This window comes from Devosia neptuniae (assembly GCF_025452235.1).
Classification (GTDB): Bacteria; Pseudomonadota; Alphaproteobacteria; order Rhizobiales; family Devosiaceae; genus Devosia.
Map to the genome: position 1 here is coordinate 1,514,244 of NZ_CP104965.1, position 24,394 is coordinate 1,538,637.

The 24,394-nt window shown below is 63.0% G+C and carries 23 protein-coding genes, 1 tRNA gene and 2 pseudogenes; 4 read left to right on the top strand and 22 right to left on the bottom strand.

From position 1 onward, the window contains the following. Position 1: 1 nt before the first annotated feature. The 14 genes and pseudogenes from rlmH to N8A98_RS10295 form a co-directional block, all read right to left on the bottom strand. Positions 2-483, bottom strand: a pseudogene (gene rlmH / locus N8A98_RS10230) (23S rRNA (pseudouridine(1915)-N(3))-methyltransferase RlmH). A gap of 9 nt (positions 484-492) precedes the next feature. Next, positions 493-885, bottom strand: coding sequence for a ribosome silencing factor (rsfS, locus tag N8A98_RS10235; RefSeq protein WP_262171118.1), 393 nt, complete (start codon positions 883-885; stop codon positions 493-495). Between the two features lie 178 nt (positions 886-1,063). Continuing rightward, positions 1,064-1,705: a nicotinate-nucleotide adenylyltransferase gene (locus N8A98_RS10240; protein WP_262171120.1), complete on the bottom strand. Its 642-nt coding sequence runs from the start codon at positions 1,703-1,705 to the stop codon at positions 1,064-1,066. Between the two features lie 6 nt (positions 1,706-1,711). Continuing rightward, on the bottom strand, positions 1,712-2,953 hold the full coding sequence (locus N8A98_RS10245; RefSeq protein WP_262171946.1) for a glutamate-5-semialdehyde dehydrogenase: 1,242 nt from the start codon (positions 2,951-2,953) through the stop codon (positions 1,712-1,714). A gap of 25 nt (positions 2,954-2,978) precedes the next feature. Next, positions 2,979-4,121, bottom strand: a complete 1,143-nt coding sequence (proB, locus tag N8A98_RS10250) for a glutamate 5-kinase (RefSeq protein WP_262171123.1) — start codon at positions 4,119-4,121, stop codon at positions 2,979-2,981. 147 nt (positions 4,122-4,268) lie between these two features. Further along, a complete protein-coding gene (obgE, locus tag N8A98_RS10255; RefSeq protein ID WP_113119977.1) occupies positions 4,269-5,312 on the bottom strand; it encodes a GTPase ObgE in 1,044 nt (347 codons plus the stop codon). Beyond that, the gene (locus tag N8A98_RS10260) at positions 5,309-5,845 is read right to left on the bottom strand and encodes a GNAT family N-acetyltransferase (RefSeq protein ID WP_113119976.1); all 537 of its coding nucleotides are present in this window, start codon (positions 5,843-5,845) and stop codon (positions 5,309-5,311) included. Before N8A98_RS10260 ends, obgE begins: the two co-directional genes overlap by 4 nt. Beyond that, positions 5,842-6,369: a GNAT family N-acetyltransferase gene (locus tag N8A98_RS10265; protein ID WP_262171126.1), complete on the bottom strand. Its 528-nt coding sequence runs from the start codon at positions 6,367-6,369 to the stop codon at positions 5,842-5,844. Before N8A98_RS10265 ends, N8A98_RS10260 begins: the two co-directional genes overlap by 4 nt. Beyond that, complete coding sequence (locus N8A98_RS10270) at positions 6,366-6,899, bottom strand: GNAT family N-acetyltransferase (RefSeq protein ID WP_262171128.1); 534 nt, start codon at positions 6,897-6,899, stop codon at positions 6,366-6,368. Before N8A98_RS10270 ends, N8A98_RS10265 begins: the two co-directional genes overlap by 4 nt. Further along, on the bottom strand, positions 6,896-7,411 hold the full coding sequence (locus N8A98_RS10275) for a GNAT family N-acetyltransferase (protein WP_113119973.1): 516 nt from the start codon (positions 7,409-7,411) through the stop codon (positions 6,896-6,898). The genes N8A98_RS10270 and N8A98_RS10275 overlap by 4 nt, the downstream gene beginning before the upstream one ends. A 213-nt stretch (positions 7,412-7,624) precedes the next feature. Beyond that, entirely contained in the window at positions 7,625-7,891 is a 267-nt protein-coding gene (gene rpmA, locus N8A98_RS10280) for a 50S ribosomal protein L27 (protein ID WP_113119972.1), read from the bottom strand. A gap of 12 nt (positions 7,892-7,903) precedes the next feature. Then, entirely contained in the window at positions 7,904-8,644 is a 741-nt protein-coding gene (locus N8A98_RS10285; RefSeq protein ID WP_262171131.1) for a 50S ribosomal protein L21, read from the bottom strand. Between the two features lie 213 nt (positions 8,645-8,857). Next, positions 8,858-9,628, bottom strand: a complete 771-nt coding sequence (locus tag N8A98_RS10290) for an MBL fold metallo-hydrolase (protein ID WP_262171133.1) — start codon at positions 9,626-9,628, stop codon at positions 8,858-8,860. 77 nt (positions 9,629-9,705) lie between these two features. Then, positions 9,706-10,158, bottom strand: coding sequence for a gamma-glutamylcyclotransferase family protein (locus N8A98_RS10295; protein WP_262171947.1), 453 nt, complete (start codon positions 10,156-10,158; stop codon positions 9,706-9,708). A 117-nt stretch (positions 10,159-10,275) separates the two neighbouring features. Here N8A98_RS10295 and N8A98_RS10300 point away from each other — a divergent pair. The 3 genes from N8A98_RS10300 to N8A98_RS10310 all read left to right on the top strand — a co-directional run bounded on the left by N8A98_RS10300 (position 10,276) and on the right by N8A98_RS10310 (position 13,463). Then, positions 10,276-10,365: transfer RNA gene (locus N8A98_RS10300), tRNA-Ser, on the top strand. 233 nt (positions 10,366-10,598) lie between these two features. Then, positions 10,599-11,243 carry an outer membrane protein gene (locus N8A98_RS10305; protein WP_262171135.1) on the top strand — a complete coding sequence of 215 codons (645 nt, stop codon included), beginning with the start codon at positions 10,599-10,601 and terminating at the stop codon, positions 11,241-11,243. A gap of 162 nt (positions 11,244-11,405) precedes the next feature. Next, entirely contained in the window at positions 11,406-13,463 is a 2,058-nt protein-coding gene (locus N8A98_RS10310) for a DUF4139 domain-containing protein (RefSeq protein WP_262171137.1), read from the top strand. A 140-nt stretch (positions 13,464-13,603) separates the two neighbouring features. Here N8A98_RS10310 and N8A98_RS10315 read toward each other — a convergent pair whose 3' ends face one another. Next, complete coding sequence (locus N8A98_RS10315; RefSeq protein WP_262171139.1) at positions 13,604-14,743, bottom strand: lipid II:glycine glycyltransferase FemX; 1,140 nt, start codon at positions 14,741-14,743, stop codon at positions 13,604-13,606. Between the two features lie 265 nt (positions 14,744-15,008). Here N8A98_RS10315 and N8A98_RS10320 point away from each other — a divergent pair, with 265 nt between their 5' ends. Continuing rightward, entirely contained in the window at positions 15,009-16,376 is a 1,368-nt protein-coding gene (locus N8A98_RS10320; RefSeq protein ID WP_262171141.1) for a lipopolysaccharide biosynthesis protein, read from the top strand. 14 nt (positions 16,377-16,390) lie between these two features. Here N8A98_RS10320 and N8A98_RS10325 read toward each other — a convergent pair whose 3' ends face one another. The 7 genes and pseudogenes from N8A98_RS10325 to N8A98_RS10360 all read right to left on the bottom strand — a co-directional run bounded on the left by N8A98_RS10325 (position 16,391) and on the right by N8A98_RS10360 (position 24,180). Further along, complete coding sequence (locus N8A98_RS10325) at positions 16,391-17,269, bottom strand: DMT family transporter (RefSeq protein ID WP_262171143.1); 879 nt, start codon at positions 17,267-17,269, stop codon at positions 16,391-16,393. Between the two features lie 18 nt (positions 17,270-17,287). Continuing rightward, positions 17,288-18,298: an ABC transporter ATP-binding protein gene (locus N8A98_RS10330; RefSeq protein ID WP_262171145.1), complete on the bottom strand. Its 1,011-nt coding sequence runs from the start codon at positions 18,296-18,298 to the stop codon at positions 17,288-17,290. Then, positions 18,295-19,319, bottom strand: a pseudogene (locus N8A98_RS10335) (ABC transporter ATP-binding protein). The gene N8A98_RS10330 and the pseudogene N8A98_RS10335 overlap by 4 nt, the downstream one beginning before the upstream one ends. Before the next feature lies 1 nt (position 19,320). After that, a complete protein-coding gene (locus N8A98_RS10345) occupies positions 19,321-20,226 on the bottom strand; it encodes an ABC transporter permease (RefSeq protein WP_262171150.1) in 906 nt (301 codons plus the stop codon). 4 nt (positions 20,227-20,230) lie between these two features. Further along, positions 20,231-21,247, bottom strand: coding sequence for an ABC transporter permease (locus N8A98_RS10350; RefSeq protein WP_262171152.1), 1,017 nt, complete (start codon positions 21,245-21,247; stop codon positions 20,231-20,233). 12 nt (positions 21,248-21,259) lie between these two features. Beyond that, a complete protein-coding gene (locus N8A98_RS10355; protein WP_262171154.1) occupies positions 21,260-22,870 on the bottom strand; it encodes an ABC transporter substrate-binding protein in 1,611 nt (536 codons plus the stop codon). A gap of 29 nt (positions 22,871-22,899) precedes the next feature. Then, on the bottom strand, positions 22,900-24,180 hold the full coding sequence (locus N8A98_RS10360) for an aminotransferase class III-fold pyridoxal phosphate-dependent enzyme (RefSeq protein ID WP_262171156.1): 1,281 nt from the start codon (positions 24,178-24,180) through the stop codon (positions 22,900-22,902). Positions 24,181-24,394: the final 214 nt, after the last annotated feature.

Below are 24,394 nucleotides of genomic sequence, written 5' to 3' on the forward strand. Positions count from 1 at the left end.
TTCAATCGCCGCGGTGGTAGGGGTGGCCGGAGAGGATGGTGGTGGTGCGATAGAGCTGTTCGGCCAGCATGATGCGGACCAGTTGGTGCGGCCAGGTGAGGGGGAAAAGCTCAGGACGAGATCGGCTGCTGCGACGAAGGCCGGATCGAGCCCATCGGCGCCGCCGATGATGAAACTGGCGGCGGAGCGGCCATCATCGCGCCAGCGGCCGATTTGGTTGGCGAAGGCTTCCGAGCCAATGGCTTTGCCGCGTTCGTCGAGCGCCACCACAATGCCGTCGGGCAGGGCGGCGCGCAGGGCCTTGGCCTCGTCGGCCTTGCGGCTGGCCGACGAGCCGGCGCGGGATTCGGTCAGCTCGATAACATCGAAACCGGTCAAGGCCAGCGGCTTGCCGCCGCCGATGGCGCGATCAAGATAGCGCGCCACCATTTCCCGTTCGGGCCCGGCCTTCATTCGGCCGACAGCCGCGATTGTTACCCGCATGCCAGACGCTTAGTGGGCGTCGGCAGCGAAGTCGGCCTGCCACATCTTTTCGATGTTGTAGAACTCGCGCACTTCGGGGCGGAAGATGTGGACGATGACATCGCCGGCATCGACCAGAACCCAATCGCAATGGGGCAGGCCCTCAATGCGCGGTTTGCCATGGCCCGCATCGCGCAGGGCGTTGACCAACTGGTCGGCCACGGCGCCGACATGGCGCTGCGAACGGCCGGAGGCAACCACCATGTGGTCGGCCAGCGAGGATTTGCCGGTAATGTCGACGGCAACGATTTCCTCGGCCTTGGCATCGTCAAGGCATTCAAGGATGACATCGATCATCGGGCGTTCCGGGGCGGAATGGGGGGCCTCGGCGTGAGCAGAGGTGTTCTCGGGCAGCGCGGCCATCAGCAATGGCCTTCCGCCCATGCTCGTGCATGGGTCATGCGTGGGGTCAGCATCCTTGGTTGTTGATCGGAATGTGCAGGCGTCTTTGCAAACGGCAAGCAATCAGTTCCTTGATTGGTGAGTTTAATCACACTTTGCCAATATGCGCTTTTAGCGCGGTTTTCGCAAGGTAGGCCGCTCACTTTGCAGTTTCACGACGGCGCCGTGCTCGTATTGCCGAAGAAGACAGGGGTGATTGGCGGCCGTGGAGATAGACCCAGGCCGGGGACGGCAGGTTGGCGAGGCGGCTGGCGTCCTCTTCGTCGACCCGGTAGCGGCTCAGGGCGATGCCGGCTCGGGAGGCAGGGGCGAGGCGGGAGGAGCCGGGGCGGACATAGACGGCCAGGGGGACCATGGCGGCGATGTCGCGCCAGCGTTCCCAGCGGTGGAAGTCGACCAGGTTGTCGGCGCCCATGATCCAGACGAAGCGGCGGTCGGGCATGGCCTTGGTGAGGAAGCGGATGGTCTGCCAGGAATAGGTGAAGCCATAGGCCGCTTCAAAGCCGGTGACGCGGACGCGGGGGTCGGTGAGGAGCGCCCGCGCGGCGGTAACGCGACCGGCCAGAGGCGCGAGTTCGGCGTGGTTTTTCAGCGGGTTACCCGGCGTCACCATGACCCAAACGGCGTCGAGTTGCAGGCGGCGCAGGGTCTCTTCGATGACCAGTTGATGGCCCTCGTGAATGGGGTTGAAGCTGCCACCGAACAGGCCGATGCGCATGCCCGCCGCAGAGGGAGGCAGTTCGGTAATGCCGGAAATACGGAGCGGAGCGCGGAGGGTCAAAAGGGGCTAAGGCCTCGTCTGACCGTTGCCGCGGACGCGATATTTGAAGCTGGTGAGCTGTTCGACGCCGACTGGGCCGCGGGCGTGCATTTTGCCGGTGGCGATGCCGATTTCGCCGCCGAAACCGAATTCGCCGCCATCGGCGAATTGGGTCGAGGCGTTGTGCAGAAGGATGGCGCTGTCGATCTCGTTGAAGAATTTCTCAACGGCTGCAAGGTCTTCGGCGATGATGGCTTCGGTGTGGTGGCTCGAATAGTTTTCGATGTGGGCGATCGCCTCATCGACGCTATCGACCACCTTTACCGAGATAATGGCGTCCTCATATTCGGTGCGCCAATCCGCTTCAGTGGCCGTTTTGGTTAACGGACTGTTAGCATTGACGATAGCATCGCCGCGTATTTCGCAGCCTTTTGCCATCAGGGCGTCAAGGATGGGATTGAGATGGGTAGCGACCACGTCGCGATGCACGAGCAGGGTCTCGGCGGCGCCGCAAACGCCGGTGCGACGCATCTTGGCATTGAGGGTGACGCTCACCGCTTTTTCGAGATCGGCCGACTTGTCGATGTAGACATGCACGATGCCTTCGAGATGGGCGAAGACCGGCACGCGGGCTTCGTCCTGTACGCGGGCAACCAGGGTCTTGCCGCCACGGGGCACGATGACGTCGATATTGCCATCCAGCCCCTTGAGCATTTCGCCCACGGCGGCGCGGTCGGTGGTGGGGACGAGCTGGATGCATTCGACGGGGAGACCCGCCAGATGCAGGCCATCGAGCATGCAATCGACGATAGCGCGGCTGGAATGGAAGCTGTCGCTGCCGCCGCGCAGGATGACAGCATTGCCCGATTTGATGCAGAGCGCGCCGGCATCGGCGGTGACATTGGGGCGCGATTCAAAGATCACACCAATGACGCCGAGCGGGGTGCGGACGCGCTCGATATGCAGGCCATTGGGCCGGTCCCATTCGGCAATGGTAGCGCCGACGGGATCGGGCAGTTCGGCAATGGTTTTGACCGCGTCGATAATGCCGTCAATGCGGGCGTCGTTGAGTTCGAGCCGGTCGAGAAAGGCCTTGGAAATGCCCTTGGTGCGGGCGGCATCCATGTCCTTGGCATTAGCGGCAAGGATTGCCTTGCGATGGGCATTGATGGCGCCGGCGGCGGTCAGCAGCGCGGTGCGTTTCTGCTCGGGCGTGGCCAATGCGAGCTGGCGGGCGGTCATGCGGGCATTGCGGCCCAGCTCGGCCATGATCTCGTTCAGCGATTTGCCGGCTTCAAGCGCGCTCACTGCTCGTCTCCTCTTGGCTGCCTACCAGCACGAGATTGTCGCGATGCACAAGGGCGGCGCGATTGCCGGCGCCCAGAATTTCGACCACGGCATCGCTGCGTTTGCCCATGACAAGGCGGGCTTCGTCACTGTCGAGACCGGCAAGGCCCCGGGCGATTTCCGTGCCGTCGGGATTGGTCACGGCGATGGTGTCGCCGCGCTCGAAATCGCCGGAAACCTTGGTGACGCCGATGGGCAGCAGGGATTTGCCGGTCAGCAGGGCTTTGGCCGCGCCAGCATCGACCTGGAGCGTGCCTGCGACGGCCAGCGTGCCCATGATCCAGCGCTTGCGGGCCTGCGCCCGGCTGCGGGCGGGATGGAACAGGGTATGGCGGGCGCCTTCGGTCAGGGCCTTGAGCGGATGGGCTTCGGTGCCCTTGGCGATGATCATGGCCGTGCCGGCATGGGTCGCGATCTTGCCAGCCTCGACCTTGGTGGTCATGCCGCCGCGCGAGAGATGGCTTGCCGCGCCCCCGGCCATGGCTTCGATACTGGGGGTGATGGCGGGGACTTCGGACAGGTGAATGGCCGAAGGGTCCTTGGCGGGCGGGGCGGTATAGAGCCCATCGATATCGGAGAGCAGGATGAGGCAATCGGCCTCGATCATGGTGGCGACGCGGGCCGAGAGACGATCATTGTCGCCATAGCGGATCTCGGCGGTGGCGACGCTGTCATTCTCATTGATGATCGGCACGGCGCCCAGACCCAAAAGGGTGGCAATCGTGGTGCGGGCATTGAGATAGTAGCGCCGCTCCTCGGTGATATTGGGGGTGATCAGGATCTGCCCGGTGACGATGCCGTGGCGGCCCAGCGCCTCGGCCCAGGCTTGGCTGAGGGCAATCTGGCCGGCGCTGGCGGCGGCCTGGCTTTGTTCGAGCGTCAGGGTCAGTGCGTCGAGGCCCAAGCGGCCCCGGCCCAGCGCAATGGCGCCGGAGGAGACGATGACGACTTCGCTTCCCTGGGCCTTGAGGGCCGCAATATCGGCGGCCAGATCGGCGAGCCAGGCGGCACGAAGCCTGCCCTGCTTGTCGACAAGCAGGGCCGAGCCGATCTTGATGGTCAGGCGCTTATAGGGCGCTAGGGCGTTCATTTCGCAACAAACTCGATCTGCTTACGTCTCCCGTTGGGGGAGAGGGAGCCTCTTCTAGATGCGACGTGGAGGGAAGGCCCCCTTACCCGGCGCTGCGCGCCGACCTCTCCCCAAAGGGAGAGGTGAAGAGGGCCTGCCCAATGAGCATTACGGAACCCAATTGGGTTCGATCTTGCGGCGGGCGGCTTCGACCTTGGCGGCTTTTTCGGCGTCGAGAACCCCGACAATATCGTAGAGGACCTGATCGACACCCTTGCCGGTGACGCCCGAGACCAGCAGCACATCGGCCTTGCTGGCCTTTTTCAGAACCTTCACCTTTTCCTTGAGCTCGTCAGGATCGATGGCATCGATCTTGTTGAGCACAACCAGTTCGGGCTTTTCGCCCAGGCGCTCGTCATAGGCGGTCAGCTCGCCGCGAATGGTCTTGTAGGCGCCCTTGATATCGTCCTGGGTGCCATCGATGAGATGGATCAGCACACCGCAGCGCTCGACATGGCCCAGGAACCGGTCGCCAATGCCGGCGCCTTCGCTGGCGCCCTCGATCAGGCCGGGCAGGTCGGCCAACACGAAATCGCGCTCGCCGATCGAAACCACGCCCAGATTGGGATGGAGTGTGGTGAAGGGATAGCCGGCAATCTTGGGCTTGGCGGCCGAAACGGCGGCGAGGAATGTCGATTTGCCGGCATTGGGCAGGCCGACCAGACCCGCGTCAGCGATCAGCTTGAGGCGCAGCCAGATCCATTTTTCGACGCCCACCTGGCCTGGATTGGCATGGCGGGGGGCCTGATTGGAGCTGGTCTTGAAATGGGCATTGCCGAAGCCGCCATTGCCGCCCGAAAGCAGCACGATGCGCTGGCCGACTTCGGTCAGATCGGCAATCAGAGTCTCATTGTCGTCTTCAAAGACCTGGGTGCCGACGGGAACGCGCAGAATGGTATGTTCGCCATCGGCGCCGGTGCGGTTCTTGCCCATGCCATGGGTGCCGGTGCTGGCCTTGAAATGCTGCTGATAGCGATAGTCGATCAGGGTATTGAGCCCATCGACGCATTCGACCACGACGTCGCCGCCGCGTCCGCCATTGCCGCCATTGGGGCCGCCGAATTCGACAAACTTTTCGCGCAGGAACGACACGGAGCCGGCCCCGCCATCGCCGGAGCGCACAAAGATCTTGGCCTGATCGAGGAATTTCATGGTGTACGGGCCTTCCAGACGCTCTGCGTCAATTCTGTGTCGATATGCTCTACCTCGGCGCCGCGCGCAAGGCAGAGCAGGCTTGAGCGGCCGGTTTCGGTAAATCCAAGCTTGTGCTGGACTGCCAAAGAGGCCGCATTGAAATAGAAAACGCCCGAATAAATCACGGGTGCATTGGTGGTGGCGAAAAACCAGTCGAGACTGGCTGTTGCCGCTTCGGTCATGATGCCGCGGTTCCAGAAGGGCCGGCCCAGCCAATAGCCAAATATAGGTCCCTTGGGGCCGCGATGAAACCCGACATGGCCGGCAAAACCTTCGCCAGGCAATTCGATGGTGAAATTGGTTTCCCCGACCGGCAGATTGGGCGTGCGGGTGCGCAGCCAGGCCCTGGCATCGGACAGGCGATAGGGAAAGGGCACGCGCGCCAGATTGCCTGCCACGTCGAAATCGTTGAGATAGCGCGCAATATCTTCGGCGTCGCCCATTTCGGGTTGGCGCAGCACGAAGCGCGATGAATAAAGCCGCGGAATCATGGCGCCCTCCAGGCCATGATCAGCAGGGGCTTGCCGCGATGGCGCTCGACCACGCTATGGGTGTGCTCGACGATGGTGAAGCCGGCTTTTTGCAGCACGCGGATCGAGGCGGCATTGCTCTCCAACACTCGTGCATTGATCTCGGCAATGCCTGACGCGCTCGCGGCCTGCACAAGACCGGTCGCTGCCTCAGGGGCATAGCCCTTGCCCCAATAGGGTTGGCCCAGCCAATAACCCAGCTCCGGCGCTTTACCTTGGGCGAATTTGAGGCTGACCACGCCCATCAGGCGGTCATCACCATTGGCAATGGCATAGGCGCGCGGCGTATCGGCATCCCCGATCGTGGCGAGGAAAGCGCGGCCGTCATCCTCGGAATAGGGAAAGGGCATGACGGCGGTCGGCTCGACGACCTGCCAATTATTGGCCAGCGCCACCAGATCGGCGAGATCGGTGATGGCCGGGGCGCGCAAAGTCAGCCGCTCGGTGCGGATGAGGTCGGGCAGGGCGCTGCGCATTGCGGTCATGACGCAAACTCCAACTCAACCAGGGCCATGCGCTCGCCCTTGAGCGTGCCGTCGGAGTCGAGACCTTCCCCGGTTTGGACAAAGCCGGCTTTCGCCAGGACCCTGCGTGAGCCGGCATTGTCGAGCAGAGCGCGTGAGCGCAAGGCGGGCACCAGACCCGTCGCCTTGGCCGCGGCCACAACGGCAAGGGCGGCTTCGGTGGCATAGCCTTGCCCCCAGAATGGTTCACCCAGCCAATAGCCAAGCTCGGGCAATCTGTCGGGCAGCAGATGCAGGCCAATCGTGCCGATATAGGCGCCCTCGCGCAGGATGGACCAGGCGAATTCTTCGGGGCCGCGGGCAATGGTCTCGACGAAAAAGCGGCCATGGCTTTCGTCATAGGGATGGGGCAGGCGCGATAGAACCTGATAGATGCGCTCGTTGTTGGCCAGCACGGCCATTTCGGGCACATGGGCCAGGACGGGCGTAGTCAGCAACAGACGATCGGTTGCGATCGTTGCGGGCAAAGCCTGCTTAAACTTGTCCATCATCGCTTCCCCCCAGTCCAGGCCTGCCGTGTCAGCTGTGTTACCACGTGATCCACATCGCGCTGCAGGGTCTGGGAAAATCGTGGTTCGGTGCCGGTGGGCACAAAGCCCAGCTTTTTCTGCACGCTGAGTGAGGCAGCATTGTTGTGATGGGCGCTGGAGGTGACGGCCTGCGCGTCGGTGCCGGCAAAGTGCCAGTCGAGCAGGGCTCGCGCGGCTTCGGTGCCATAGCCGCGATTCCAATGCGGGCGGGCAATCCAGAAGCCGAGTTCGCCGACCAGCGAGACGCAGCCGATCAGGCCCTTGCCGGGCAATTCGATGATCAGCGTGGAGCGCTCGGGGGTGGCCGGTTCGGTCCGGCGCAGCCAATCGATCGCCATGCCCAAAGTATAGGGATAGGGCACGGGGGTGAGGAAGCGGGCCACGTCATATTCGCCCACGCCCAGGGCATAGCAGGGCGCATCGGCAAGACTTGGCTCGCGCAGGATCAACCGTTCGGTTGCAATGGGCGTCATCTCGCACCGTCCCGACACAAGAGGCCAATGCCACGGGCAGCTTTGCGGGCTCGTACGGCGACGGAAACGGCTTGGGTGCGGGTGGCGTGCATTTTGGTGCTCTCTGATGGAAACGAAAAGGGGAACCGGCGCACCGGTTCCCCTTGAAACTTCGCTCGTCAGGAACACGAGCCGGGGAACTGGTCACCGGCTGGGTTCACAAGACCTGCCGGATTATTCGGCGGCCTCTGCCGGCTCGACGGAGACGAAAACTTGCGATTTCGCACGGGTGCGGAACGCAACCTTGCCGTCGACCAGTGCATAGATGGTGTGGTCCTTGCCCAGGCCAACGCCGGTGCCGGGATGCCACTTGGTGCCGCGCTGACGGATCAGGATGTTGCCAGCGATCACGTCTTCGCCGCCAAACTTCTTGACGCCAAGACGACGGCCAGCGGTATCACGACCGTTGCGGGATGAACCGCCTGCTTTTTTGTGTGCCATGGTGAGGTATCCTTACTTCGTCTTGTCTTCGGCCTTGTCGGCCACGGCTTCCTGGTCGATCTTGGCGCGCGGGGGCTTGCCGGCAACCAGATCCTTGGCCTGGGCAACCCATTCGTCGCGCTCGATGCGGCCGTGGAATTCCAGCTCTTCGTCGAACTTGGCGACGTCGGCCTTCTTCCAGGCAGCGATCTGGGTGAGGCTGGTGATGCCAGCGGCATTCAGCTTCTTTTCCAGCGCGGGGCCCACGCCACCAATCAGCTTGATGTCGTCGGTGAAATCGGCGGCAGGCTTGGCTGCCTTCTTGGCGGCCGGTGCCTTGGCTTCGGCTTCAGCCTTGGGAGCCGCGGCCTTGGGGGCTGCAATCTTGGCGGCGGCCTTGACCGGCTTTTCGGCAGCGACGCTATCGGTCTTGGCAGCGACACCGGCAGCCTTGATGGTCGGCTTGGCGCCGCCGGTCAGGATTTCGGTGATGCGCACGGTCGAGAGCAGCTGGCGGTGGCCATTGCGGCGGCGGTAATTGTGGCGACGGTTCTTCTTGAAGATGATGACCGTCTTCTGCTTGCGGGTTTCAAGCAGTTCGGCAGCGACAAGCGCGCCTTCGATCAGGGGAGCACCGACTTGCCCATCAATCATCAGGACCTGGTCGAAGGTCACGATGGTGCCGGCTTCGGCGTCGAGCTTTTCAATCTTGAGAACGTCGTTGGCGGCAACCTTGTACTGCTTGCCACCGGTTTTGATCACGGCAAAAGTCATTATTCAACCAGGAGCGTCAAACGCCTGGTCCCTTTCTGTCGCGCTTTGCGGCGCCGCAGGGAAAGCCTTGTCCTGCGGACTTCAAACTGGGCCGGCAGTAAAACCGGCAGGCAGCCTCAAGCAGCGTTTTTCAATAAAGAGAGGCGCGCCAGACGAGCCGGCACGCATTCCGGGGGCGCTTATCGGGGCAAAAGCCCCAAGAGTCAAGGCTTGTCAGGCAGTTTTGGCGTACCAGTCGCGGCGGCGGACCTCCACGCCCTCGGCGGTGACGCCGGCCTCGAAGGCGTCGAGGTCGCTGTCATTGTAGTGATAGGGATAGACGATGGAAGGCTTGAAGGCGTTTACCGCCTCGGCGGCCTGGTCCACCGTCATCGTATAGGGCAGGTTCATGGGCAGGAATGCCACGGCAATGCCGGACAGCGCCAGCATTTCGGGGGTGGGCTCGGTATCGCCGGCGACGTAGACGAGCTTGTCGCCGAAGGTCAGCAGGTAGCCATTGCCGACGCCCACGGGGTGATAATTCATCCGCTCGGCCGTGGTGTTATGGGCGGGGATGGCCTTGAGCGGCAGGCCGGCGAAAGTGGTTTCCGCGCCATTGGCGATGGGGGTGGCATTGGCCTTGAGCGCCTCGGGGAGTTTGTCGAAGACGTCCTGATTGGTGAGCAGCGGCACGTCTTTGGCGATGGCTTCGAGCGTGGGCACGTCGAAATGATCGCCATGGCCGTGGGTGATCAATATGGCGGTGGGGGCGGGCAGGCCTTCATAGCGGGCGGCGCCGCCGACGGGGTCGACATAGATCGCCTGGTCGCCATGGACCAGCACCAGGCTGGCGTGGTCCACCGGGTGGATGACCAGATCGCCCGCGCTGGTCTGGATGGTGTCGCCGTTCATGCCTGCTCCATTGTCTTGCGCGAAAGCCGTAGTCACGCCCCAGGGCATGAGCGGCAAGATTGCCATGCCGGCAACCAGATCACGACGCTTCATCTCGAACTCCATCCTGCTGTTGCTGTTGAGGCAACGTAAAGCGCGGGCATCGGGTTCGCTAGCCACACAATTGTGAGCTAGCTGGCTTTGCCCGGCAGCAAAGCGCTGAGGCGCCTGCGTAAACTTTGCGCCGTACTGGTCTCGCCGGCAATCACCTGGGGTTTATGGGCGGTGGACCAATGGTGCAGCGACCAGGCGGGTGCGGTGGCGGGAATGGGGATTGCGGGCAGATAGGCCTGGGCCTGGACGGCGTTTTCGTCCAGCACAATGGTGATGCTCGTGCGGCGATATTCCTCGCCCTCGAAGGCGTCGAGTACGGCCAGGTCGAGGGAATCGAGGCCGCCAATCAGCAGGCCGGGAGCGGTTGTGCCGGGGCAGGGGACCAGGGCCGGATAGACCCGGCCGGGATAGGCGACGGCCTTGAAATCGGGGGCGCTGGCGGGGCGTAGAGCGGCGATATCAACCGGGCGGCCGAGCACGGCAGCCAGTACATCGGCGTCCTGCAGGGTTCCATAGACAAACAACGCCATAGTGGGCACGGCCAACCTCATGCACAACCGCGACAAGACTGTTGCGGGCGCCGCTTTGCTATGCCATAAGCCCGCCCGTGTCGACCGGGCGCCCCTTGGGGCCGCTGACGATCTCGCGGAGAGATGGCAGAGTGGTTGAATGCACCGCACTCGAAATGCGGCATGGGGGCAACTCCATCGGGGGTTCGAATCCCTCTCTCTCCGCCATTTCTTCCCACACAGACTGAGCCTACATTCACCCGGAGACGCCCGAGATGGGCTGGGCCAAATCGTGCGGGCCATTGTCCGAACGAGCTATTTTTCTGGAGTAGCACCAGTCGTCAGGCGCAGGCGTGGCGCAAATGTCACTATTTGAGGTGGGGGTACAGAGGGACACTTTAAAAATGTGGAGCTCTCAGGGCTTTAGGATTATGCGTCTTGCATTACCTGTTGGGGGAATCATGAAAAATATTGCCATTATTGCTTTTGTTGGCGCGCTTTCGACGTCGACTGCCTTCGCTGCCGACCTCGGTGTTGTGCAGCAGCCCGCTCCGGCCGCTTACACCTCCGGCGCATTCGACTGGTCCGGCTTCTATGCCGGTGCGAACCTCGGCTATGGTTGGGCTGAGCTTGAGCAAGGCGGTTTCACGCTCGACGACCTTAATGGCGCTCTGGGCGGCGTTCAGATCGGGTACAACTACGACTTCGGCGGTTTCGTGCTCGGCCTCGAAGGCGACGTTCAGATTTCGGACGTTAAGTATTCTGAAGAACTTGGCGGGGCGACCAGTGAAATCGGGATCGACTATTTCGGTACGGTCCGCGCTCGCGCCGGCTTGGCTGTTGATCGGTTCATGCCCTACGTCACAGGCGGTGTCGCTTGGGCGCGGGGTTCGGTCTCCGGTTCCGCTCCGGGCTTTTCGGTTGAAGTCACGGACAACTTCGTTGGCTGGACTGTCGGTGGCGGCGTTGAATACGCGGTAACCGACAACATTACCGTCAAAGGCGAATATCTCTATGTCGACTTCGGCGCTGCCGACTTTGATACGGGCGTTGATATTAACCTGACCTCGCACGTCGTTCGCGCCGGTGTGAACTTCAAGTTCTAGGCCGCACGCCTACGTTGCAGCCAAGCGGGCCCCGGCATTTGTGCTGGGGCCTTTTTGTCACTGACCTCGCCCGCGTTTATTTTCCGAGCGCCCCAAGGATTGCAGCGCGGTTGTCGTCTCATGGTGGAGATTTCCAGCAACGACAGCAAAAGGGATGGGGCTATGAGCAATTCCAGATCACCAGGAGCAGCAGATTGGCGTGCGGCCACGGCACGGCGCCGCTTGGGGGTCCCGCTGCACTGGCCGGTTCTGGCCGGGCTAGGCGTTGTAATTGGCGCGCCAGTCGGTGTTACCTTCGCAGCGGAAGGGGACGGCTATCGCATCGAGGCGGTGACGCTGTCCTCAGGCGGCCTGGCCGAAATCCGGCGCAGCATTTCCCTCGAGGAGGCCGCGGCGCTCGGCTTTGACGTGCCGCTCGATCAGATCGATGACATTCTCAAGAGCCTGCTGGTTTATGATCCGGCGGGAGGCGTCGCCGCGATTACCCTGGATGGCCCCTCGCAGGTGGAAGAAACCTTCCGCGGGTTGCCGTTCACGCCCGACGACCTGAGGGCATTGCCGCGCCTGCTCGACACGCTGCAGGGCGTGCCAGTGCGCGTTTCTTCCTCCGGCCGCACGGTGGAAGGCATGGTGCTCGGCGTCGATATTGCGGCTCCTCTCGAAAGCGAAGGGGAAGAGCCTGCGCCGCTGCTGTCCATCCTGACCGAGCAGGGCCAATTGGTCACGATCCGCTTGCGCGCCGATGCCCAGCTCGACATTCTCGACCCGGCCGTGCGCGAGAGCCTGCGCCAGGCGGTCCTCGTCAGCGGCCAGGGGCGAGTCGCGGGCATGCGGAGCATCAAGATCGGGCTTGAGGGCAGCGGCCCCCGCGAGGTGCGGCTGGACTATGTGGTTCCTGCCCCCGTTTGGAAAACCGCCTATCGGCTGATCCTCGATGCGGAAGGCACCGCACGGCTGCAGGCCTGGGCAATTATCGAGAATGCGTCCGGCGATGACTGGTCCGATGTCGAGCTGACCTTGTCATCGGGCGCACCGGTGACTTTGGCCCAGCGGCTCTATCAGCGTTATTGGCACCAACGGCCCGAGGTGCCGGTTTTTGCCCAAACTATCGCGGCGCCCGCTCCGGACCGCTATCGCGAGACCGACGCCGAACAGGCCTTCTACTCAGGCGCAGAGATGGTGACGGCCGATGCCATGCGCCTGGGCAGTGCGTCGCTACCGGCCTCCGCGCCCATATCCCCCTCCGCGCCCGTGGCGGTGGCTGAGGCGGTCGACGGCGCAAATGCAGCGACCTATCTGCTGCCCATGCCGATCGACCTGGCGTCAGGCGAGACCATGTCGGTGCCGTTCATTGATGCGCAGCTTACGGCCGAACGGATTTCGCTGTTCCAGCCCGAGCGGGGCGAGGTGCACCCCATCGCCACCTTGCGGCTAGAGAATACTACCGGCAGCAGTCTGCCGCCGGGTCTCGTCACCGTCTATGCGCCGCAGGAAGAAGGCTATGCCGGGGATGCGCAATTGGCCAATGTGCCGGCCGGCGAGAGCCGCATGATCAGCTTTGCCGCCGATCGCAAGGTGGAGGTAACCACCGAATATGGAGACAGCCAGACCATCTATCGCGCGACCTTGGCCGATGGTGTGCTGCGCGTGACCGGCATCACCCGCACTGATACGAGCTACGCCATCACCGGTGCCCAGGATGCGCCGCGCACGGTAGTGATCGAGCATCCGCGCCAGGCGGGATGGACCCTATCATCCGACGCCTTGGAATCAACGACGCCCACCAGCTATCGCTTGCAGGCGAAGCTGGCGGCCGGCGGCACGGCCAAAGTGGTTGCCAGCGTCGAGCGCACCGATCTGGAAAGCATCGCGCTTGTCGATTCCGATGCCGATACCTTGCTCTATTGGCTGGGCCAACTGGATGATCCGGCCACCAAAGCGATCCTGAGCGAGCTGGCCAAGAGCCGGCAGGACATTGCCCGTGCCGAAAATACCCTGGCTAGCCTTGAGCAGGATCTCGGCGAGGCCAGCGATGGCCAGGCGCGCATCCGCGAAAACCTCGCCGCCGTTCCGGCCGAGAGTGCCCTGGCCGGGCGGTATCTCGACATGCTTGAGGCCGAGGAAGATCGTATTGCCGACATCGAGACGCGTCGCGGCGATGCCGAACAGGCCCTTGAGGCGCTTACCCAAGCCTTCAGCGAAAAGATCAGTGCGCTTTAAGGCAAGACCAAATAGCGGGCACGGACACGTCTTCTCCGTGCTCGCCTTTTTCTAAATAAGCCAGCATTGCGGCCCCCTATTGATTGGGCCGGAATCGAGCTTGTCGCAGGCTGGAGGGCGTTAAGTCTCGCATCATCGGATCACGATGGTTGTTTGCGCCTCGTGTCTTTCCAGTCCTCCAGGCCTCGCTTCAAGCGGCCGACAATGTCGCGCGCCCAGAAGGCGGTATTGCCAATGATCCGTGGCATCGAATGTGCGGCATAGTTGGCCGTAGGCGGAAACGGCCGGATGGCGCCGGTGCTGCCGATCAGCCCGCTTTTGAAGATGTGCAGGCCCTCGGCGCCGTCGGTGCCGCCCAGATTGTACCAGCGCGCATTGGTGTTCTCGCGCAGCCAGCCGATGATGTTGAATTGCAGGAAATGTCCGGCGCTGAGCGGCAAGGCCTTTTCGTTGGTGGCGCCGTAGAGATAGACGGCGGTATCGCCCGCCTTGAAGACGATGGCGCCGGCAACGGCCTCGCCCTCATGTCGCACCAGGAACAGTTCCGGCCGCAGGGTCTCGACCTCGTGGCCGAGCAGGGCGGGCAGGGTGTCGTAGGCGGAATGATCGGTATATTGCTTGCGTGCCAGCATGGCCTGGAACAGGGCGTCGAATTCGGGCTTCTGCGCGAGGCCGCCGCGCTCAAAGACCAGTCCCGAGCGTTCGGCCTTGTTGAGCCGGTTGCGCCATTTCTGCTGCACGCTCTTGCGCTGTTCCGCGTCGCTCAGGCGCACGTCGACCAGATATCGATCCGGAGACCGCAAGGACGGTCCTGGCGAAAAGCCTTTCTCAACCAGAAGGGTGAATTCAGAATTGTCCGGTTCAGGCGACACGCGCGGCAGCACGGACAAGGTCATCCGGCGCCGGCCGGCATACTCGGCCATCAGCGCGTCGATGATAGCCTCGTAGAGCTTGGGTGCAGCGGGATCGCTGGCGTTCTTCAGCGCGGGCCCCCATTTGGTGACCGCCACTGCGCCAAGACCAAGCGGCAGGGGCTGGATCATCACCAGGCAGCCGCCCACAACTTCACCGGCGGATGAAAACACAATCGGCTCGTGACGAGCAGAGGGCCAGCGAGCATGGGCAAAGGCGTAAAGCTGTTCCTGGCAGGCGCCGTCGAAATCGGCCAGGATCCGGTCCCAAGCGGGCCCGTCAACGATTTCCCAGCTCAGCTGATTTCCACCTGGAACATTGTGCTTAGCGGCTAGCGGCTGCGCCCGTTCGGAGACCTGAATGGTCATGCGTCATGTCCTTGAGAGGCGACCAGCAGCTGCACGATCGGCCGTGAATGTTCAGTTCCATGGTGCCGATTGTGGGAGATACCGATTAAGATCGCGTAAGATTATGCGGTGAAATCCGTATAGCCGGACGGTTTGGCAAGCTTGCAGCCGTGGTTCAAGGCGAGAGGAATTGTAATCCATGTGAAGAAATGCGGGCAGGCCGGTAAGACCTTCTTGATCCGGCTGTGTCACACCACGGGCCTATATTCGTCGTTTCGGGACCGAAATGCGCAAGATTCCAGCTGATTTGTCAGCGCTTCTCAAGACGGGGCTCACCCGATCGCTCACTTCGCTGCTGATCAAGGTGGCGACGGCCGGGCTGACCTATCTGGCCTTTGTCGTGCTGTCGCGCACCATGACGGCGGTGGAATATGGCTATTTTGCCTTTGGACTGGCGCTGGCCACGGTGTTGGCGATCGGCGCCGGCATGGGCCAACAGATTGCCATTCTGCGCTTCTGGTCCGAGGATTCCGTCAAGGGCCTGCCGGAAAAGGCGGCGGCCACGCTGCGGGCAGGGGGCGCGTTGACGATTGGGGCGGGCCTTGTCATCGCCGCACTGTTGATCATCTTTGCCTTCGGCATCGGCGCGGTGGTGCCCTCGTCCGGCCCCGTGCTGCATCTTTACGCGACTGCGGCGCTGGTGGTGCCGCTGGCACTGGCGGAATATAATTCTTCGGCACTGCGTGCGCAGGGCTCGGTCATGGCGGCTTTGGTGCCGCGCGATATCATCTGGCGCGTGGCGCTGCCTGCGGTGGTGCTGCTGCTGGCGGGTCTAGGCATCGGCCTGCCGGGCTGGCTGGCGCTGCTGATTGCCGCGCTGCTGCTGGCTCTGGCGCTGGCCCTGCAATATGGCTGGGCTGCCACCCGCCATTATCTGCTGGTCCCTGGGGTCTCTGGCCTCGGCGCTTATTGGCGCGATCGCGGCACAATCAGCCGCTGGTTCCTGCTCGGTGCGGTGGTCGATACCATAGCGCTCAATGCCGACACGATCCTGGTCGGGCTGCTGGTCGATGCGCAAAGCGCCGGGCTCTATTTCAACGCCTTCCGCACTGCCGGGTTGATGACGCTGTTTGCCTTCGCCGTGACGCTGGTGATCGCGCCCATGCTGGCCCAGCATTATCATGCCGGTGACATGCGCAAGGCCCAGGCCATCACCGCCGCCTGCGTCTGGGTCGGGTTTGCGTTCTCGCTCATTGCCTTCATTGCCTTCCTGTTTTTCGGCAGCCAGATCATGTCGCTATTCGGGGCTGGCTATGAGGATGCCTATCCGATCCTGATATTGCTGGGGGTAGGTCTGCTGGTGGACGCGGCGGCGGGGCCGACCCGCACGGTCATGATGATGACGGGGCATGAACGCACCTATGTGGCCGCATTCGGCACGATAACCGCGCTGGGACTGGTGGCGCAGGCGCTGATCCTGCCGGTCTATGGGCTCGTTGGCGCTGCGCTGGTCAACATGGTCGCCCGCATCGTCTCCCAGGCGGTGATGGGTTGGTGGTGCATAACCCGGGCGGGTATCGACCCCACGATCTTTGGGGTTCTGAAGATCGGCGCTCACAAACAAATGGCGGATCCGAAATCAGCTGAGGCGTGATCCGGCTAAACGGTTCAGGTTGCCTCTTGCGGTTGTGGCGCAGTGGGCTGGCCGAAGAGAATGATGAATAGCCCGGTCAGTGCCACCAAGCCGCCAACCAGCATGCTCGCAGTGAACGTCTCGCCAAGCGGTCCCACGCCCATGGCGATGCTCATCAGCGGCATCATCAGGCCAAGTGGCGCAACCAAACTGGCGGGATAGCGCTGTAACACGCGGAAATAGGCGGTGTGCGCGACGATGGTGACAATGACCACTGAAAAGGCGAGCCCGGCCCAGAATGGCCAGCCGGCATCTACGCCGCCTTGCCATTGGGCGTGTTCGGCCAGCAGTGAAAACACCAGCAGCGGTGGAAACGAAGCCAGCGCGACCCAGGCTTGCATGCGCAGCGGACGGATCGGCCCATAGCGTTTGAGCAGGATGGAGCCGAGCGCCAGCGAGGCGGCCGAGGCAAAGGCGTAGAGCAGGCCAATGGTGATCGACTGACCTTCGGGCTCCCACATGACGAGGATGACTCCGAAAAGGGCCAGGGCAATGCCCGCCGCTCGGCGCCAGCCGATCTTCTCGCCAAGAATGGGCATGGACAGGATGGCGGTCAGTGGGATCGAGAGTTGCAGCACGATGGAGACGCTGGCGGTCGAGGCCGCATTCAAGGCCACGAACATGAGGCCAAAATGCAGCGCGCCCAGCAAAGCCCCGATGATCAGCACCGGCATGGTCGGCCTGGGCAGGGGATGTGGCAATGGCGCCAGGATCAGCGCCACCAGCGCGAAGCGGACCGCCGCATAGAAAACTGGAGCAATGCCGAACATGGTGAAGAGCGCCCGGCTGACCACGAGGTTGGCAGCCCAGATGAAACAGACGCCGGCAAAAATCAGGAAGTCGCGCAGGCGCATGGATAAAGACCCGGGAGGTTAGTCGGCCGACACGGTTTCGACGGTGGGGAAATGGCAGGCGACGCGCTGGCCGCCCGGCACTTCGCGCAAAGCCGGCACCTTGCTGGCACACAATGGCTGCGCCTTCCAGCACCGGGTGCGGAAATGGCAGCCGCTGGGCGGATTGAGCGGGCTGGGCAGATCGCCTGACAACACGATCCGGCTGCGCTTGCGCTCGGCAATCGGATCGGGCAGCGGGACGGCCGAGAGCAGCGCCAATGTGTAGGGATGCTGCGGCGCGTGGAACAATTGGCGCGCCGGCGCGATCTCGACGATGCGCCCGAGATACATCACCCCGATCAGGTGGGAGATGTGGCGCACCACGCCCAAATCGTGGGCGATGAACAGATAGGCGATGCCCAATCGCTGCTGCAGCGACTTGAGCAGATTGAGCACGCCGGCCTGGATGGAGACGTCGAGGGCGGAAACCGGTTCGTCGAGGACGATGACCTTGGGTTCCAGAGCGATGGCACGCGCGATACCCACGCGCTGCCGCTGGCCGCCGGACAGTTCATGGGGCCAGCGATCGGCCACATCCTGCGGCAATTGCACCAGTTCGATGAGTTCGCTGACCCGCTCCGCGACAAGGCGGCTTGGCAAGCGCGCGAGGCGAAGCGACTCGGCGAGAATATCGCGGATGCGCATGCGCGGATGCAGCGAAGCCAGGGGATCCTGGAAGACGATCTGGATGTCGCGGCGCAGCTGGCGCATCTCGCCGGGGGAGGCAGCGAGCAGGTCCCGTCCCGCCAGCCTGACCTGACCCTCGGTGGGATCCATGAGGCGCATGATGCAGCGGCCTAGGGTAGATTTTCCGCAACCGGATTCGCCCACCAGGCCAAAGGTCTCGCCCCGGTTTATGGCAAAGGATACGCCGGACACGGCCCGCACATGGTCCGCGGGTGTGTGGAGCAGCCCGCCGCGCACCGGAAAATCCTTGGCCAGGCCGTCGACCTGCAAAATCGGGCCATCGAATGGCGCGAGGGCATTCATGGTGTCATCTCCAAAACCGGAGCCAGCATCTGAGGCAGTCGATCGGCGAAATGGCAGGCGCTGAGCGTGGCCTGCGTCGGGCGCAGCTTGGGATCGTCACTGGCACAGATGGCTTGGGCATTGACGCAGCGCGGATGAAAGGCGCAGCCGCCGGGCCGGGCCCAAATCGAGGGTGGCGTGCCTTCGATCGGGGTCAGGTTATCGCCATCGTCTTCGATATTGGGCATGGCCCGCAACAGACCGCGCGTATAGGGATGGCGAGTGCGGTAGAAGATGTCTTCCACCTGGCCGCGCTCCACGATCCGGCCGCCATACATCACAGCGATTTCGTCGGCCGAGCCGGCGACGACGCCGAGGTCGTGCGTGATCAGCACGAGACCGATACCGAGCTCTTCGCGCAGGCGTTGCAGCAGATCCAAGATTTGCGCTTGTACCGTGACATCGAGCGCCGTGGTCGGCTCATCGGCAATCAGCAGTTGGGGGCTGTTGGCAATGGCCATTGCGATCATGGCGCGCTGGCGCATGCCACCTGAAAATTCATGCGGGTACTGACTGACGCGCCGCCGCGGCTGGGGAATGGCGACCGAATCCAGCAAGTGCTCGGCACGTTCCAGACCTTGTTTGCGGCTGACCGAGGCATCATGCAGCCGGATGGCCTCGGCGATTTGTTCGCCAATGGTCAGGACCGGATTGAAGGCAGTCAGCGGATCCTGAAAGATCACCCCGATCTGCTTGCCGCGAATGCGGCGGATATCGCCCGGTGCCATGCAACCAGTTCGCGACCGCCAAACTTGGCGCTGCCGGTGACCAGCGATCCGGCGGGCAGCAATTGCAGCAATGCCATCATCGAGACCGACTTGCCCGAACCCGATTCCCCGACAATCCCCAGCACCTTGCCGGGCTGCAGGGTCAGATCGATACCCCGCACGGCTTCGGCATAGCCGTTGCTGCCGCGGAAGCTGGCGCGCAGGCCCTTGATCTCTAGCAGTGGCGGCGAGATAAATTTGGGATCTTGCAGCATCTCAACGCTCCCGCGTGTCGAGGAGATCACGCAGGCCATCGCCGAGAAAACTGCAGGCCAGCACAACCGACAGGATGGCCACACCGGGTCCTAGCGCGATCCACCAATTGTAGAACTTGGAGGCCCCCTCCGAAATCATGCTGCCCCATTCCGGGCTGGGCGGGGTGGCGCCGAGGCCGATGAAGCTCAGCGACGCGGCAAGCAGCACCACTTGGCCGAAATCCATGGTGGCGTTGACCAGTGTCGGCGTCCAGCACAGCGGCATGATGTGCTTGGTGAGAACGCGGAAAGACCCCGCGCCGCCGGCGATGGCCGCCTCGACATGCTCGCGTTCGCGCACCTCAAGCACTTGGGCGCGCATGAGGCGGGCATAGATGGGCCACCAGACGATGACCATGGCAATGGCGGCATTGGTCAGACCTGGTCCCAGTGCGGCCGAGATGGTCATGGCGAGCAAGATGGGCGGGAAGGACACGGTGACATCCACGGCCCGCATGACGAAGGCGTCGATCCAGCCGCCCACATAGCCGGCAATGGCGCCGAGCATCGACCCGATGGCGACCGCGGCCGCCACCACGCCGATGGCGATCGGGATGGAGAAGCTGGCGCCGTGCAGGGTGCGCGACAGCACATCGCGCGCCAGGGCATCGGTGCCGAGCCAGTGCTCCAAGCTGGGTCCCTGCAGGCGCTTGCCGGCCATGGCGAGCGGATCGGAGAGCCCCCAAAGCTGCACCGTCGCGGCGCAGATGCACCAGAACAGGATCACCCCCGCGCCGAGGATTGCCGTGGCGGGCAGCTTACCGAAGAGTTGGCTGGCGACCGACCAACGTGAAGGGCGATTGTGCCGGGTGACAATGGCGGCGACCGGACGAACGGAAACGGGCGCTGGTTCGGCGAGGTCTGCCATGATCCTATCCTTCCAGCTTTACGCGCGGATTGGCGAAGGCGTAGGCGATGTCGGTGAGCAGGTTGGCGACGAGGAACGCCATCGCACCCACCAGCGTCACGCCAATGATGGCCGGATAGTCGAGCGAGCGGGCCGCTGACACCGCATAGGAGCCGATGCCGGGCCAGGAGAAGATGGTTTCGGTCAGCACCGCCCCGGTGATGAGATAGGCGAAGGTGAAGCCCAGAATGGTGAGCGCGGGGATCAGCGCATTGCGCAAGGCATGGTGCATCAGCACCACATTCTCCGGCGCGCCCTTGGCGCGGGCGGTGCGAATATAGTCCATGTTCATCGCTTCGAGCAGGCTGGAGCGGATGAGGCGCGTGATGATGCCGGTGACTGACCAGCCGAGAACGAAGGCAGGCAGCATCAGATGGGCCAGGGCCTCACCGAAAAGCGGCAAATTGCCGGCCAGAAGACTGTCGATGGTAAAGAAGCCGGTGACGCCGGGTGGCGCATCGGTGCGGGCATCGAGCCGGCCGGGGCCGGTGACCCAGCCCAACTTGACCGAGAAGATGAAGAGCAGGATCAGGCCAGACCAGAAGACGGGCACGGACGAGCCGATCAGCGCGAAGATGCGGGCGGCGCTGTCGGTGGCGGTGTTTTTGAAGCGCGCCGCCAGCAGGCCCAAGCCGATGCCGGAGGTGCAGCCGAAGATCATGGCGGCGACCACCAACTCGATCGTTGCCGGCAAGCGCTCGGCGATGTCGGTGCTGACTGGGCGGCGCGTGCCGAAGGACGTTCCGAGATCGCCCTGAACCAGATGGCCCATATAGATGAGGTAGCGTTCGGGCAGCGATCGGTCGAGGCCCCATTGGGCCTTGACCGTAGCGACCAAGGTCTCGTTGGACATCATCCGTTCGGGGATGAGGGCTGAGAGCGGGTCGCCCTTGGTGACCTGCGACAACAGGAAGACGACACTGGCTATCCCCAGGAGCAGCAGCGGCATGGCCATGACACGGCGCAGCAGATAGCCCAACATCGATCTGTTCCCCTATTTGCGTGTGATCTCGCCGAGCGGCAGGTTGCAGCAGGCGCTATAGCGGACCCCGGCCAAATCGCTGCTATAGGCCAGCACCAGGTTGGGGCTGACCAACGGGATGATGATCTTCTCCTTGATCATCTCGAGGCCGATCTGGTTGTAGAGCGCATTGCTGGCATCGCCCGTTGCGGCGAGGGCCTTGGCGTAGAGATCGGTTTCGGTGGCGTTGATCACCGCTTCCGGAGTCGTGCCGCCAGCGCGGGCAGCCCATGGCGTACCCTCGATCATGGCAAAATAAGCCACATATTGGCCGCTGCCGTAGTAATCGGGTGCGTAGTAGACAGCGGTGACAGGAATGCCATCCCCGGTCAGTTGATCACGCCAGACCGGGTAGGTCTGGGGCTGCAGGTTGATAGTGACGCCCACGGCAGCGAAATCCTGCTGCACTTTTTGCATCATCATGTTGAGATCGACGCCATAGACGTTGTCATTGGGGTAGACGGCATCGAGTGTGAGCCCGTCCGGAAAACCGGCTTCGGCCAGCAGGGCCTTGGCCTTGTCGATATCCTGGCTGAGTTCCGGCAGGCCGGCGGTTCCGGGAAAGCCATTCGGAATGGGTGAGGCCTGCTTGAAGCCATTGCCGCCGACGGTGAATTCGAGCATGCCATCATAATCGATGGCCAGCGCCAGCGCCTCTCGCACCGCCGGGGTCAGCACACCCTGAGCCGAGGCGGCGCCGGGGCTGAAGGCCACATAAACGAAGTTGAACGAGGGCACGACTTCAGTGATGACATCGGGCGACGAGATCGAGGTGGCGGTGTCGGGATCGATCTGCATGGCGATATCGACGGCGCCCGATTCCAGAGCCTGGGCCTGGCTGACGGCATCCTGCACCTGGGTGATGACCACCGCGGAAAAGGGCGATTTGGTGCCGTAATAGGCATCGTTACGGGCAAAGCGCAGTTCACTCTCGGGCTTGTAGCCGGCAAGCGTGAAGGGGCCGCTGCCGGCCGAGTTTTCGAAGAACCAGGTTTCGGCCGTGTCGGCAGTCGCAGCCGTTTCATCCGCAATGGCGCCGGCTTCGATGGCGACGTCGGAATTGATGATGCCCGCATAGCTCGCCGAGATTTTGTTGATGAACTCGGAGTCGGGCGCGGCCACCGTGATCCTGACGGTCTTGGGATCGACCTCCTCGATGGCAGTCATGCCGTCCATCAGAAAAGCTGGCGAGCCCTTGAGGTTGAGCAGGCGCTGCAGGCTCCACGCCACGTCCTTGGCCTCGACCGGCGAGCCGTCAGCGAATACGGCCTCGGGCTTGAGGTGGAAGGTGAATTGGGTGGTTTCCGGATTGATATCCCAACTGGTGGCCAGGGCTGGCACCAGCGTCTGGTTGTCGGGCGCCAGGGTGACCAGCGTTTCATAGGTGGCACTGAGATAGATCTGACAGGTGTCGCAGAACGCCCGGGCCGGATCGAGCGAGTTGACGTCCATGGACCGCGCGATGACCAGGGTGTCGCTATCCTGAGCGAAGGTGGCTGGGGCGCCTGACATAAGGGCAAAGGTACCGGTGACGGCAAGCAGGTAGCGGCGGGACATACGGGCAGGAAGACGCATTTGGGGCATTGCGGGCAGTCCTTGCGTTCGGTGGGAGGTCAGCTGGCCAGCAGGCGCTTGAGCACGCCGAGCTTGGCCTGGGGTTCGAGCGTCGTCCGGTTGGCCTGCAGGTCGGCGAAGGCCGCGCCGGTGGCCTCAAGGGTTTTGGCCACGTCGGCCTCGGTCATCGCCGCGTTGATGAACATGTTGTGGTAAGGGCTGAGATAGGCGCCGTGCTTCATGGCGAGCTGGCACCAGCGGTAGCCGAAGCGCCAATCGGGATCGTCGTCGAAGAGGATTTGCGGCATCTGCACGGGGCCGGTCTGGCGGATGGAGAAGCCATATTGGCTGGCCTGGGCATCGAGCGAGGTGCGCAGCAGCGTGCCGATCGTGACCAATTGCTTGAGATAGTCGGTTTCGCGCACCAGCTTCATGGTGGCGAGCGCCGCGGCCATCGGCACCGCCGAGAACCAGAATGAGCCGGTAACGAACATGGACTCGACGGCCTTGCGCGCTTTGTTGGCGCCCAGCACGGCCGAAATGGGCTGGCCGTTGCCGATCACCTTGCCGAAACAGGCGATATCGGGATCGACATCGACGGTTTCCCAGGTGCAGCCGCGCGTCAGGCGGAACCCGGCGCGCACGTCATCGACGATCAGCAGCGCATCAAGCTCGTCGCACAGCTTGCGCACGCCGCGGGCGTAATCCGCATCGACATGGGACTGATCGGAAAAGGTCTCGTGCTTGAACGGGGTGGCGAAGACACCGGCAACATCGTCGCCGGCAAACTTGGCGGCTTTGGTGAGGCTGTCCAGATCATTGTAGTCGAAATAGATGATGTGGGCCCGGTCTTCCGGTACGATGCCCGACATGCCCGGCGTATTCCAAGGGGCGGAGCCATGGTAGGAGCCGCGCGCCACAAGGATCTTCTTCTTGCCGCGATAGGCCCGCGCGGCAACCATGGCGATGGAGGTGGCGTCGCCGCCATTCTTGCAGAACATGGCCCAATCGGCGTGGCGCACCATGGAGACCATGGTCTCGGCCAGCTCGACCATGCCGGGACCAGGACCCGTCATGGTGTCGCCCCGCGCCAGTTGTTCGACGATGGCGGATTGGACTTCCGGGCGGGCATAGCCCATCAGGTTGGGGCCATAGGCGCACATATAGTCGATATACTCGTTGCCATCGATGTCCCAAAGCCGGGTCCCCTCGGCCTTGGCGAAGAATTGCGGAAAATCGTCGGGCATCATGGCGACCGACTCGTGGCCGTACATACCGTTGGGAATGACCTGATGGGCCCGTTCCTGCAATTGCTTGTCGCGTGTGTTGCTCCAGACCATGGCTGTCCTCCCTGCATTGGCAGCGCGCAACGGCGCCTCTATGACAGGCAGGTTAGGGACAGAAAATTCGGTCTTCAAGCAGCTATTGATGCGAAACTAGTCATCTGCAAGAAATGCGCATCTGTTATGCAAATTTTGTCCAGGTGTCACATAAATTCCCGGAATTCGCGTGTTTCGCCGCTATTGGCTCGCAAAAACTCGACCTCTTACGGCC

What these genes read in the sequence shown, in the direction of transcription:
- rsfS (WP_262171118.1), bottom strand. Translation starts at nt 885, where the DNA reads ATGGCCGCGCTGCCCGAGAACACCTCTGCTCACGCCGAGGCCCCCCAT.
- obgE (WP_113119977.1), bottom strand. Translation starts at nt 5,312, where the DNA reads ATGAAATTCCTCGATCAGGCCAAGATCTTTGTGCGCTCCGGCGATGGC.
- N8A98_RS10245 (WP_262171946.1), bottom strand. Translation starts at nt 2,953, where the DNA reads ATGGCCGAGCTGGGCCGCAATGCCCGCATGACCGCCCGCCAGCTCGCA.
- N8A98_RS10265 (WP_262171126.1), bottom strand. Translation starts at nt 6,369, where the DNA reads ATGACCGCAATGCGCAGCGCCCTGCCCGACCTCATCCGCACCGAGCGG.
- N8A98_RS10355 (WP_262171154.1), bottom strand. Translation starts at nt 22,870, where the DNA reads ATGCCCCAAATGCGTCTTCCTGCCCGTATGTCCCGCCGCTACCTGCTT.
- N8A98_RS10270 (WP_262171128.1), bottom strand. Translation starts at nt 6,899, where the DNA reads ATGATGGACAAGTTTAAGCAGGCTTTGCCCGCAACGATCGCAACCGAT.
- N8A98_RS10295 (WP_262171947.1), bottom strand. Translation starts at nt 10,158, where the DNA reads ATGGCGTTGTTTGTCTATGGAACCCTGCAGGACGCCGATGTACTGGCT.
- N8A98_RS10345 (WP_262171150.1), bottom strand. Translation starts at nt 20,226, where the DNA reads ATGGCAGACCTCGCCGAACCAGCGCCCGTTTCCGTTCGTCCGGTCGCC.
- N8A98_RS10350 (WP_262171152.1), bottom strand. Translation starts at nt 21,247, where the DNA reads ATGTTGGGCTATCTGCTGCGCCGTGTCATGGCCATGCCGCTGCTGCTC.
- N8A98_RS10330 (WP_262171145.1), bottom strand. Translation starts at nt 18,298, where the DNA reads ATGAATGCCCTCGCGCCATTCGATGGCCCGATTTTGCAGGTCGACGGC.
- N8A98_RS10260 (WP_113119976.1), bottom strand. Translation starts at nt 5,845, where the DNA reads ATGATTCCGCGGCTTTATTCATCGCGCTTCGTGCTGCGCCAACCCGAA.
- N8A98_RS10310 (WP_262171137.1), top strand. Translation starts at nt 11,406, where the DNA reads ATGAGCAATTCCAGATCACCAGGAGCAGCAGATTGGCGTGCGGCCACG.
- N8A98_RS10305 (WP_262171135.1), top strand. Translation starts at nt 10,599, where the DNA reads ATGAAAAATATTGCCATTATTGCTTTTGTTGGCGCGCTTTCGACGTCG.
- proB (WP_262171123.1), bottom strand. Translation starts at nt 4,121, where the DNA reads ATGAACGCCCTAGCGCCCTATAAGCGCCTGACCATCAAGATCGGCTCG.
- N8A98_RS10315 (WP_262171139.1), bottom strand. Translation starts at nt 14,743, where the DNA reads ATGACCATTCAGGTCTCCGAACGGGCGCAGCCGCTAGCCGCTAAGCAC.
- N8A98_RS10360 (WP_262171156.1), bottom strand. Translation starts at nt 24,180, where the DNA reads ATGGTCTGGAGCAACACACGCGACAAGCAATTGCAGGAACGGGCCCAT.
- rpmA (WP_113119972.1), bottom strand. Translation starts at nt 7,891, where the DNA reads ATGGCACACAAAAAAGCAGGCGGTTCATCCCGCAACGGTCGTGATACC.
- N8A98_RS10325 (WP_262171143.1), bottom strand. Translation starts at nt 17,269, where the DNA reads ATGCGCCTGCGCGACTTCCTGATTTTTGCCGGCGTCTGTTTCATCTGG.
- N8A98_RS10285 (WP_262171131.1), bottom strand. Translation starts at nt 8,644, where the DNA reads ATGACTTTTGCCGTGATCAAAACCGGTGGCAAGCAGTACAAGGTTGCC.
- N8A98_RS10275 (WP_113119973.1), bottom strand. Translation starts at nt 7,411, where the DNA reads ATGACGCCCATTGCAACCGAACGGTTGATCCTGCGCGAGCCAAGTCTT.
- N8A98_RS10290 (WP_262171133.1), bottom strand. Translation starts at nt 9,628, where the DNA reads ATGAAGCGTCGTGATCTGGTTGCCGGCATGGCAATCTTGCCGCTCATG.
- N8A98_RS10320 (WP_262171141.1), top strand. Translation starts at nt 15,009, where the DNA reads ATGCGCAAGATTCCAGCTGATTTGTCAGCGCTTCTCAAGACGGGGCTC.